This is a genomic window from Streptomyces sp. NPDC051776 (assembly GCF_040681345.1).
In the GTDB taxonomy this organism is placed as follows: Bacteria; Actinomycetota; Actinomycetes; order Streptomycetales; family Streptomycetaceae; genus Streptomyces.
Map to the genome: position 1 here is coordinate 24,833 of NZ_JBFAYQ010000052.1, position 11,142 is coordinate 35,974.

At 67.3% G+C, this 11,142-nt stretch carries 10 protein-coding genes; 3 read left to right on the top strand and 7 right to left on the bottom strand.

Features of this window, described 5'->3' with window-relative positions; genetic code table 11:
- The first annotated feature begins 592 nt into the window (after positions 1-592).
- Entirely contained in the window at positions 593-2,245 is a 1,653-nt protein-coding gene (locus AB0M26_RS27735) for a CocE/NonD family hydrolase (RefSeq protein WP_365265134.1), read from the top strand.
- Here the strand turns inward: AB0M26_RS27735 and AB0M26_RS27740 are convergent.
- Positions 2,223-2,909, bottom strand: a complete 687-nt coding sequence (locus AB0M26_RS27740; protein WP_365265115.1) for a hypothetical protein — start codon at positions 2,907-2,909, stop codon at positions 2,223-2,225. The two genes, AB0M26_RS27735 and AB0M26_RS27740, sit on opposite strands and share 23 nt — an antisense overlap.
- Before the next feature lie 452 nt (positions 2,910-3,361).
- On the opposite strand from AB0M26_RS27740, the gene AB0M26_RS27745 reads away from it, so the two are divergent.
- Positions 3,362-3,619: a hypothetical protein gene (locus AB0M26_RS27745; protein WP_365265117.1), complete on the top strand. Its 258-nt coding sequence runs from the start codon at positions 3,362-3,364 to the stop codon at positions 3,617-3,619.
- Between the two features lie 246 nt (positions 3,620-3,865).
- On the opposite strand, the gene AB0M26_RS27750 is transcribed toward AB0M26_RS27745, so the two are convergent.
- The 6 genes from AB0M26_RS27750 to AB0M26_RS27775 all read right to left on the bottom strand — a co-directional run bounded on the left by AB0M26_RS27750 (position 3,866) and on the right by AB0M26_RS27775 (position 9,591).
- A complete protein-coding gene (locus AB0M26_RS27750; protein ID WP_365265119.1) occupies positions 3,866-4,747 on the bottom strand; it encodes a branched-chain amino acid aminotransferase in 882 nt (293 codons plus the stop codon).
- On the bottom strand, positions 4,744-6,012 hold the full coding sequence (locus AB0M26_RS27755; protein WP_365265121.1) for an ATP-grasp domain-containing protein: 1,269 nt from the start codon (positions 6,010-6,012) through the stop codon (positions 4,744-4,746). The genes AB0M26_RS27750 and AB0M26_RS27755 overlap by 4 nt, the downstream gene beginning before the upstream one ends.
- Entirely contained in the window at positions 6,009-6,974 is a 966-nt protein-coding gene (locus AB0M26_RS27760; protein WP_365265123.1) for a DMT family transporter, read from the bottom strand. Before AB0M26_RS27760 ends, AB0M26_RS27755 begins: the two co-directional genes overlap by 4 nt.
- 80 nt (positions 6,975-7,054) lie before the next feature.
- Positions 7,055-8,335: a DUF6421 family protein gene (locus AB0M26_RS27765; protein ID WP_365265125.1), complete on the bottom strand. Its 1,281-nt coding sequence runs from the start codon at positions 8,333-8,335 to the stop codon at positions 7,055-7,057.
- A complete protein-coding gene (locus tag AB0M26_RS27770; RefSeq protein ID WP_365265126.1) occupies positions 8,335-8,805 on the bottom strand; it encodes a bacilysin biosynthesis protein BacA in 471 nt (156 codons plus the stop codon). Before AB0M26_RS27770 ends, AB0M26_RS27765 begins: the two co-directional genes overlap by 1 nt.
- A 489-nt stretch (positions 8,806-9,294) precedes the next feature.
- Positions 9,295-9,591, bottom strand: a complete 297-nt coding sequence (locus AB0M26_RS27775; protein ID WP_365265128.1) for a hypothetical protein — start codon at positions 9,589-9,591, stop codon at positions 9,295-9,297.
- Between the two features lie 840 nt (positions 9,592-10,431).
- Here AB0M26_RS27775 and AB0M26_RS27780 point away from each other — a divergent pair.
- Positions 10,432-10,881: an SRPBCC family protein gene (locus AB0M26_RS27780; protein ID WP_365265130.1), complete on the top strand. Its 450-nt coding sequence runs from the start codon at positions 10,432-10,434 to the stop codon at positions 10,879-10,881.
- Positions 10,882-11,142 lie beyond the last annotated feature (261 nt).

The window sequence follows — 11,142 nt, forward strand, 5'->3', positions numbered from 1 at the left end:
GCAACCCCGACATCGTCAAAACCGGATTCGAGTTGATCACTCACGCAGGGTGTCGGCGGCAACAATTTCCCGTGTGCGGCCGGGGAGAAGGCCGGGGCCAGGCGCCCTGCGGGGTGGTGCTGGCACCACCTCGGGAAAGTGACGCTACGGCCAGTGTGCGGTACTGCGGATCCCGACAGGATTCCCGGTGCGGGGACGAGATCGTTTCCCCCATTCAGCGAGCGCCATGTCAATACGTTCGCTGCCGGAGTCGGCCGGGCACGTCTTTGCCGGAACATTCCCGGCGGGCCTGCCGTGCTCATAGCTGCGAGATTTTCCAGTCTTCGATGAAAGGAATGTTCTGTGCTGTACATACGCGTGGTCTTCAACGGCGGCCAGAAGGGGAACTCCCGTGCGTCTGCGTAGTTCATTCATCGCCGGGGTGATCCTCGCGTCAGTCGCACTACCGGCCTGCAGCGCCGGTACCGATGAATCCTCGGACTCACCCTCGAAGTCCAGTGCCACCGACGGCAGGGCGTCGGCGTCGGCGTCCCGAGCGGCCGGCCGGCCGACCACCAAGCGCACGGCCCGGTTCCAGTCCCTGTACGTCCCGATGCGGGACGGCACACGGATCGCGGTGGACGTATGGCTTCCCCAGCCCCTCGCGGCACGCAGGAAGGTCCCGACAGCGATGAGAGCGACCCGCTACTGGAAGGCCCGGGCGGGCGAATCCGGCAGCGCGGAGACCGAACGGTGGACCAAGGCGGGGTACGCGCTCGTGCTGGTCGATGCACGCGGCAGCGGCGCGTCCTTCGGCAACCGCAGCAGCGAGTTGTCCAAGGCCGAAGTCACCGACTACGGCGAAATCCTCGACTGGATCGCGGCCCAGCCATGGTCGACGGGCCGGGTCGGCGCCTTCGGCGACTCCTACGACGGCGACACCGCCGAGATGATGACACGGCTCAGGAACCGCCATCTCACCGCCATCGCACCCCGGTTCAACGACTACGAGATGTACCACGACCTCATCCGTCCGGGCGGCACGGAGATGGCCGTGATCTACAGGTGGCTGACGGCCTCGCGCGCGCTGGACGGCATCGACGGCGCGGTGTGCGACCTTGCCAGGAGGCTGGGGAAACCCTGCGACGACGCCTGGCGCGCCGAGTTCGGCAAGCCGCGCCCCGTGGACGGGCCGCGCGGATCCGACCTCGCCAAGGCGGCCGAGCGCGAGCACCAGGCCAACGTGGACATCGCCCCGTTCATGAAGCGCAACGCCTTCCGCGACGACCGTCAGGGCGGGGTCTCTCTGACCGACGGCAGCACCGGCAGCTACCAGCGGGAGATCTCCCGTTCTCGGGTGCCGATGTTCGTGCCCGCGGGCTGGCTCGACGCGGGTACGGCCAACGGCGCGCTCTCGCGGTACCTGAGGTTCGGCAACGCGCAGGAGGTCATGATCGGGCCGTGGACCCATGGAGGCCAGGCCGACGCGAACCCGTTCAACTCACCCGAGAAGTCCGCCGCACCGTCGCCGGCAGCGCAGTGGCGGGCGCTCATCTCCTTCTTCGACCGGCACGTCAAGGCCTCCCGTCATGTCAAGACGAAGCGGATCCGGTACTACACGCTCGGCGAGAACCGCTGGCGCACGACCTCCGTGTGGCCGCCTTCGGGCACCAGGACCAAGAGCTGGGAGCTGGGCAGCGGGGCCAAGGACGTCCACCAGGTCGATCCGAAGGCCACGACCGGATCTGCGAGCCGCTGGAACGGCAACCTCACCAGCGACGACATCGTCTACCCGGACCGGCGTGAGGCCGACCGCCGCCTGCAGACCTACACGGGCGGCCCTCTGCGACGCGATGTTCGGGTCACCGGGATGCCGGTGGTCAAGCTGCGGATGGCGGTCGACAAGCCCGATGCGGACGTGCGCGTCTACTTGGAGGACGTCGCTCCCGACGGTCGCGTCACCTACATCACCGAGGGCCAACTGCGGCTGGCCAACCGCCGGGTGGCCCCGGGCAAGCACCCCGACGCGGCGGTACGGGTCGCCCACAGCTACGCGCGCAAGGACGCCCGCCCGATGACCCCCGGGGCGATGGAGGACATCACGATAGGCCTGGTGTCCACCTCAGCCCTCTTCCGCGAGGGGCACCGCGTACGCATCGCCATCGCCGGTGCCGACGCCGGGAACTTCGTCCCGCTGAAGGACGGCGCCACCAAGTTCACGATCGACCCCGGCCGGTCCACCGTCAGCCTGCCGGTCGCCCGTTGATGACGTCATCGGAAGCACGGACGGCGCTCACTGGGGAACACGTTCCCAGTGAGCGCCAAGCGTGCAGGTCCCGGGCGAGGAAGCCGGGTCGGCGGTTGAACATCAACGATGAAAGGCAATACGTCCCTTGGGCCACCAGGCCCTGGGCGGGGGAGGGCTTGGGGAGGGTGAAGTCGCGGTTCTTGCCTGTCACGTGCACGGTGATCACGTTGCCCATGAAGAAGGCATGCCCCATCTCGACGGTGAGCCGGACGTCGCCCTTGCCGGCTTCGTAGACGTTCTTGATGGGCTCGTTGTCCTGTTTTGCCCGGTGCACGGAGAATCCGGCCGACTTCAGCGTCTTCAAGTACCCCTGGCCCGGCTGTCCGCCCGTGATGACGGCCACGGGGCCCAAGTCGTCCTCACCGACCGCGGAGATCGTCATCATGTCCCCGTCGGGCGCGGGCAACGAGGTGTCGCCCGTCGGCTTGGTGTCCTCCTTTCCGTCATCGCCGGAACCTTCCAACCCGTTGTCCTTGGAACTGGCGGACGGCGTCGAGGACGCTCCCGTCGACGCTGAGGGCTTGGAGCCGGCCGAGTCGTCCTTGTCGTTGCAGGCCGCCAGCCCAGTCAGGGTGCCGGTGATGACAGCTGCTGCGACGAGTCCGCGGAGTTTGTGAACCATGTGGTCAACCTCGTGTGTTCAGTGCCCCCATCAGCCGACTGACCCTCCGGTCTTTCGGGAGCGTGCGGGTAGCACGGGTCCGGTCCGGATCCGCCATCCCCGGCGGGCGCTGTGGGCGAGCCACGGCTCGTGCCGTGAGCCCGTCTCGTGGGCCGGTTCCGCCAGGCTCCGGAGTCGTGCCTTCGCCCTGGATGACAGTCACGTGGGGAAAGGGGTTCCATCGATCGGCGCCCGATCAACGGTCGCTCGAACCAGCGGGTACCGCGCCGCGCGTCCCGGCCTGCCGTGTCCAGGACGACCGGTGATCCGCCTTTGTGACGCGTGGCTTCGCGGGAGCGTCTGCAACGTCGACGAGAGAGACGGCCCGACGTGATCCCGACCGAGCCGGTCTCGGTGCCTGAGGGTCCTGGCCTGCCGCGGGCACGGGGGACGCGCGGCGTGTCGCACTTCCCGTGAACGGGAAGACCAGGCTCATCGGAAGCACCCACGAGTTCGCCCCCGTTGGGGTGTACACCACCAGTGAGGACATCAAGCAGTACACGGGGAAACTCAAGTCCGCCGGCTACAAGGTGACGCCCGAGATCCAGGACAACGAGCGGGTGGAGAATGCCTTCGGCGTGTCCAAGGGAGGCGAGCTCATCATCCTGGAGCAGGTCTCGACGTTCAGCGGCGGCAATCTGCTTCTGGCCCTTAACCAGCAAGGCATGTGAGACCGAACCTTGACACCGGGCCCTCCTCAGGTCCCCCGCAGCGAGAGTCTGTCTCGTCTGTCTCTATCGACTCTTCAGAAGAGGTAGCGATCCCACGCCCGCCATCACCGCCGTCGTCGACTTCGACGATGTGGCGGCCGGGGGTGGCGTCGATGCTGTATTCGATGAGGAGCGCCAAGGCCTCTACCTCTTCCCTCGGTCGGTGATCCCTACAGGGCACAGGCCACCGTTGAGACGTACGTGTCCTCAGCCTCGCGGGGGCCGGACGAGGCGCGTATACGCCTTGGCGAGCAACGAGGTGACCTTTCCCACGGGGTACTGCCGGTCGTCAACAGCGCTGACAGGCTGGACCTCGTAGGCAGTGCCTGTGAGGAATACCTCGTCGGCACGGGTGAGTTCGTCGGTCTCCATGTGGCGTTCCCGCACGCCGATTCCGAGATCGCGGGCGAGGCCGATCACCGTCTGTCGGGTAATGCCGTCGAGGAAGCACTCCGGGATGGGGGTATGCAGCTCACCGTCGATCACCAGGAAGAGATTGGCCCCGGTGGCCTCAGCGAGCCGGCCGCGATAGTCCAGAAGCAGCGCGTCGTCGCATCCGGCTGCCTCGGCTTCGTCCCGGGCGAGCGTACCGATGTTGTAGAGAGAGGCTGCTTTGGCCCGCACCGGCGCGGTGTCCTGGGCCGGCCGGCGCCACTTGGAGGTCCGCAGCCGGATGCCCTGCTCCTGGGCGGCGGAGGAGAACACGTGTGGCCACTCCCAGGCTGACACGGCAACGTGAACGGATGTCGCGGCTCCCGAGACGCTGATCTGTTCGCTGCCGCGCCAGGCCACCGGCCGGATGTAGCCATCGGCGATACCTGCCCGGTGGACGGCTTCCCGTGCGGCGGCGTCGAGTTCGGCCACGGTGAAGGGGATGCGGAAGTTCAGTTCGCGGGCCGAGTCGTGCAGGCGCTCTGCGTGCTCGACGGACTTGAAGATTTGTCCGCCGTAGACACGCATGCCTTCGAAGACGGCTCCGCCGTAGTGAAGTCCGTGGGACAGGACGTGCAGCTTGGCCTCCCGCCACGGAACGAACTCCCCGTCGAGCCAGATGGCGCCGTCGCGGTCGTCGAATGGCCCGGGGGTCACGACGCGTCCTCTTCGGGGATGTAGTCGATGCGGATCGTCCGTTCCAGGTACGCGTGGAACTCCTCCGCCTCAGCGACGGTCCTGTGCCGAGACAGCACGAATGCCGGATAGCCGGTGAAGTCGGGATAGGGGCGGACCACATCGCCGGGGAACAGCATCTGTACGACATGGTCGACGCGTGGGTCCGCACGCACCTCGTCCAGCCCATGGATCGTGGCGATTCGTCCGTGACCGCCGCAGGGGACGATGTAGTTGGCCGCAGCCCCGACCGAAGCCGTCAGCCCTTCCACAAGCCGATTCGCGGGCTCCAGGCCGGCAGCGATCCGCAGCGCTTCCCCTGCGAAGTCGACCCCGGTGACGTGTGATGCGATGTACTGGGAGACGCCGGAGCCGCCGATCCGGGCACCCATCTCCAGCAGGTACGGCTCAGCCCCGCCGCGCAGCCGCAGCTCGGTGTGGGTGGGGCCTTCGGTGATACCGAGAGCCGTATGGGCTGCGATCACCTCGTGAACGACGGCGTCCCGGATGGCGTCCGGGAGCTCGGCCGGGGCTCGGTAGACACTCTCCTCGAAGTACGGGCCCTCGGGTTCTCCCTTGTAGCCGATGGAGAGCACCTGAACGGCACCGTCCCGGGCCAGGGACTCCACCGCCAACTCCGGACCATCCAGGTACTCCTCGACGACGAGCGCTGCGACGTGGCCGAGCTTGTTGGCGCAGACCTGGCGCACTTCGGCCACGACATTCTCCAAAGACTCAGCGGTCTCGGCTCGGGTGACGCCCAGGCTGGAGAAACCGTGCGCCGGCTTGACCACGACGGGGAAGGACAGATCTTTCGCCGTGGCGAGGTCGCCGGGCTTGTCCAGACGGGCGAACCGGGGCACGTTCAGACCCGCTGCCGCGAGCCGTTCGCGCATCACCCGCTTGTCCTGCGCGCCGAAGGCCGCCTCGCATCCGATTCCCGGCAGCCCCAGCCGTTCAGCGGCTTCGGCGACGAACGGAACGGCCGGGTCGTACAGGGTGACCAGTCCCTGGAAGGGCTGGGTCTCATGCCGCTTGCGCAGCGTTTCCAGCGCGTCTGCCCGATCGCCGTCCAGATCGAGGACGAGCAGCCCCACCACGGCGGGCGGCAGCCGGTCGGCCGGTACGTCTTCGTCGGGACGGGGCACGAGGACGAGGTCGATTCCGGCACGTTCGGCGCTCTCGAAGATCCAGGGCAAGCTCGTGCGCTGGTAGACCAGAACGAGCGTGGGACGGGAGTCGGTCATCGAGGTATTCCTTGCTCGACGGAGCGGGAAGCCGCCGGTTCGGCGGGAGCATCAGGCGGAACAGGCGCGGCAGGGCGACTTGCGCCGCCCACCGTGAGCCAGACCCCGGCCGCGCAGAGGAGGATCAGGGCGACCACGAGCGGGCCAGGTGCTTCCGCCCAGCCCAGTGCCCACTCACCCAGGCGCACCAGGAAAGGCACGACGAGTGCCACGGCAGAAGTGAACAACGGTCCCTTGCGCAGAATCAGTTCGTGCGAGATCAGGAAGACGGGGGCTGTGAGGACCGCACCGAGGACGGCGATGCCGCCCCAGTCCGCCACGCCGACACCACCGAGCGGAACGAACGACACCGTCACGAGGCCAAGCATGACGGTGCCGGCACCCGTCACCGCGGGCAGTGCCGCCAGCGGGGAGACATCTGCCATGCGTCGCCGGTAGACATACCCGTACAACGCATAAGTGACGGTCCCACCGAGAGCGAGGAGGGCACCGCTCAGCAGCGCTCCCGCGCTCGTCCCGGAGCCGCTCCCCTCGCCGACACCGCCGTCGGCCACGGCATAACTGCATGCTGCCGCCACGGCCAGCGCGGTGCCAAGGAGCTTGCGCCGGGTGGCCGGTTCACGGAAGGCGACGATGCCGATCACGAAAGTGATGCAGGGGAGCAGGGAGACAATCAGGCCGACCCGGGAGGCTCCGAGATACCCGGTGCCCAAAAGCGTGCCGGAGTAATACACGAAGAATCCCAGGAACGCCAGGACGAGGATGGCTCCCGGGCGTGAACCCGCCGTGCGGACTCCCGGCCAACTGCGGGGCATGGCCACTGCGATGAGCGAGATCACGACGAAGCTCGCGGCAGTGCGCCCGGCAGCGACCGCCAGCGCCGGGACGCCTCTCACGAGATGGCCGGAGAGCAGCCAGCCAACAGCGAGCAGCCCGACCATCAGCGTCGCCAGGACGGGCACGACCAGGTGTCCACCCGCACGGTCGGACGCGGCAGGCTGCGCCGGCACGTACGGGGCCGGCCGGCCGACGGTACCGCCCCTCACCACTCGGCCCGCGCGAATTCCAGGGGCGGCAGTTGGTCGAGCTCTACCTTGGCCCGGCGCAGCGCCAGCTGGTCATCGGTGAAGGCGTATCGCTGCTTCGGCCCTCCAGCGGGGAGGTACCGGCGGACCAAGGTCTTGGCCGCGGCACGGTACTCGTCCGCCGTTGTGACCTCGGCCTCCAGCTTCTCGACGGCGGTGACGTAGTCGCGCAGCGCGTCCAACGCCTTGGCGCGGTCGAGGTTCAGCAAGGATCCGTCGGCGGAAGACCCGGTCAGCGCACCGTGCTCGCGGAACCAGGAGTAGAGGAATACCCCGGTGCCCGAGTCGAAGTTACGGGTGGCGTCGTCCGCCTGCGGGTAGCGGAAGATCCGCTCCAGCAGAATCATGTCGATCTGCTCATCGGAGAAGGGAACAATCTTGTTGTCCGCGCAGACAAGGACCGTCTTGGCGTCGACCTTGATCTCCTCCAGGAGGCCGACGAACCAATTCATCTTCAGCGAAATATGCTCGTCGAAGGGCCACAAACCCTGGTAGTGCATGGAGTCGTGGAGATAGCCCCAAATGGCGCGAGCCTCATAACATACGTCCGCGGCCAGGCCACTGGAGGCCCGGGGCAGCGACTCCGGCGTCAGCACCGCAGCGGCCGCCGGCACGGCGTACGTCTCGTGAATCTTACGCATCTTGTTGAAGAAGAACATTGCATACGGCTGCTCGGTGACCTTGTCGTGAGCGGCCACATTTTCCGGGAAGAAGACCAAACACGCACCCTGGGCCAAGCCCGCGCTGCCGGTGATGAGCACCAGAGCCTGGCAGTTGTTCTTCGGGTGCGGGAACGCCTCAGCCAGTCGCGGCAGAGCGTTCGGCTCCTTGCGCAAGGCGAAGAAGCAATCGAGGCGTTTCCCGACAGGCGGTGCGCTGTTGGTGCTCTGGAGCGGCGCCAGGAAGAAGACGGGCTCGCCATCGGCGGGGGCCGTAACGGCGTCGCGAGAGCGGGCGAAGTCCGGCCGCGTCTCCAGACCCGCGGCGAGCCAGCCCTCGACGTCGGCATCCAGTGCCTGGGCCTGGCCGTCCAGCTCGTGGCGCCGGTACCAGGCCGCGGCCTCCTCCCGGATACGGCGCAGCAGGACGTGATCGGCGTCGACCGGATCGGTGATCGTTCCATCATCGTTCTGACGCGCCCGGAAGCGGTTCACCAGCGGAATGACGCAGTCCGTCAGTATCGCGGCCTCGGTCAGGACGGATTCGGGGATCGGCGCAGTCGCGGGAGCGGTCGTCATCAGGCGGCTCCGGCCGTGAGGGTCCGCTCCCCGCGAGCGTCGGTGGCGAGTACCTGGTGGACCGTGAAGACCATCGGGACGGGACCGAAGTCCCGAAGGATGCGCAGGCCGTGCCGCTCGGCAGCGACGATGGTGGTGATACAGCCCTCGACCACTCCCTCGGCACAGTCGATCGCGGCCTGTGAGTTGCTGAGCACCTCATGGATCTCGGCACGAGCGGGGGCTGGCCCCCGGGACACCAGACCCTTGGGGGCAGGGTGAGAGGCCACCGTCGCCGGGGCGGCCGTGCCACCACTGGCCAACACCATGTTGTGCGTCGGCATGACGAAGCTGTCGATCATGTGAAGCCGGTGCAGGTTACCAAAGACCAAAGTGTGCAGGTCCGGGTAGACAGCGCAAGCGGTGAGCGCATGACGCCCATCGTCGGGCACCGCTTCAAGAGCTGATTCGATCGAGGAATGCAGCTCCACGGTTCCTTCAACACCCCGACGTCGCAGCCATTCGTGGGATGCGGACTCCAAATTGGTGCCATGCGGGCCGAGCGTGTGCATGTGGCGGACATCATCGGATCTCGAATACAACTGGTTTCCCCCGTACCCTCGTTGAAATCTGCTGAGGCGGCTGTGGAGATTGTTGTCTCCTGAACCGAACAAGATCCCAGCACTTGAGGAAGGGCGGAGTAAAGCCGTCCGGCTCCCATCCCAGTGGATGAGACGAAAAGTAGGGAGGAATCCATCAACTTCCGGTGATCCAGGGCCCGTTCGACGTACTTGGCCAACTCGGGAATTTCGTCGGTCCCTGCCGGCCATCAGTTGGGCCACAGCGGCGCCCTCGGGACAGAGGAAGCGTGACCAGCGCGGCGTGCCATGGGAAGACTGCACGCCCATGAAGTCGAAGGTCAATGACCCATCGCCGTGTCAACGCCTGCAGGCCGTCAGGCGGCTGTCTGGTCCCGTTCGTCATCGAGGCCGAGAAGGGGCCAGCAGGACGCCCCCGGCGGCCCAGTCGCGCAGCCGACGGTCGTACAGCAGGTGGGCTGACAGCGCCGCACGGCGCGCTCCAACATGCCGCTGAGCCGCCAGACGACAGTAATCGTCAACAGCGCGGCGGCGAACGTAGAGGCCGTTGCTGAGGAGCACCTGCCGCATCGCGCCGGCGGCCTGATCCGCCTGGGCAGCCCGCTGCGCCCGGCCACGCATGCCGCCGGACGACCCGAGTGCCACGAGCACTGAGAGCCACCACAGCGTGAGCAGCATGCCTCGCTTACCACTTTGTGGGTCCGGGGCAGTCCCGACCGGCCGCACCAGTCCACATCGGTGCAGGCGTCCCACCGCCTTCGGTGCCGACCGACGCGACTCCCAGGAGACCGGTTGGAAGACGGCTCGCTTGTCGCCGATTTCCAGGGGCGGGGTGTTCTGTGATCAGCCACCGTCTCAGGTTCTTCCAGCGGCCGTACCGGCGCCCTGCAGTGATCGGCGGCATTGATGAATCCGGCATTGGTGAATGTGGTGCGGTTTCTCCCGAGTGGGGTCGGGCACTCGGAGTGCGCTTCGGACCGTAGGCACCTGTGAGAGCTGTGTGTGTCCGCTCGTGCGCCCTCTGTGTCCGACATTTTCGGCAAAGCTCTTGCGGTGGCCCTGACGCCCGTAAGTGGCTCTCACGCCCGTAAGAGGAGTTGTTCTTCGTGGCGCTCGCACCAGCGAATTACCCCAGGACCATGAGGCCGGAGCAGTCGTCCGCGAAGCATTCCCATGACGACGCCCCGGACAGTTCGGCGGTCCTCGGGCCGATCGCGCGCCTCCCCGGTGATGCCGAGCCCGGGCAACTGCATCAGCAGGTCGTGGGGGCCTGCTGCCGATGGCGGACCGGCGGGACCGCCGGTTCAGCAAGGGCCGGGGGAGACCCTTCAGACGCCGAGGAGGCCGGTGTCTCACACAGGCGGATCCCCGTCCGGTCCGGCGCACCAGCGCACTGCTCTGCGAGCAGGTCATGGCCGAAGCGCGGGGGCGAGGAGTTGCCGGAACGCCCGACGGCCAAGCCGGATGGGCGTTCGCCGTTGCCCCCGCTGAACCCTTGAAGGAAAGGCAGGATTCACCATGTCGCAGGTTGAGGAATCCATCCAGGTCGATGTCCCGGTCCACACCGCCTACAACCAGTGGACGCAGTTCGAGTCGTTCCCGGAGTTCATGGACGGCGTCGAGCGGATCGAGCAGCGCTCCGACACCCTCACTCACTGGGTGACCAGCGTTGCCGATGTCAAGCGGGAGTTCGATGCGCGGATCACGGAGCAGATCCCGGACGAGCGGGTCGCCTGGACCACCGTGGGTGGTGAGGCACATCAAGCCGGAGTGGTGACCTTCCACCGCATCGATGACGCGAAGACCAAGGTGATGCTGCAGATGGACTTCGATCCCGAAGGCCTGGCCGAGACCGTCGGGGACAAGCTCGGCTTCGTCAAGCGCCAGGTGACCGGGGACCTCGGACGGTTCAAGGAGTTCATCGAGTCCCGTGGCACGGCCACGGGAGCCTGGCGTGGCGAAGTCTGACCCGGCACCGTGGTGCAGACCCGGCACGGGCTGCACCAAATGCCTCCGCCGCGATGCGCTGAGCAATGCGGTGCCGGGATCGAGCAACGCCAATCCAACCGCTCCCCGGCTGACGAGCGGCCTCCTCCGTCGTTGACCCTGGACTCGGCGCGCCGCCCCGCCCCCGGCGGCCGCCGGGGTCATGCCGTGGCGGGCGGCCAGGGCGTCGAGCGGCCCGCCCGTCAACTCCGTGACGGTGAAGGCCGGTTCGGCCTTCCGGAG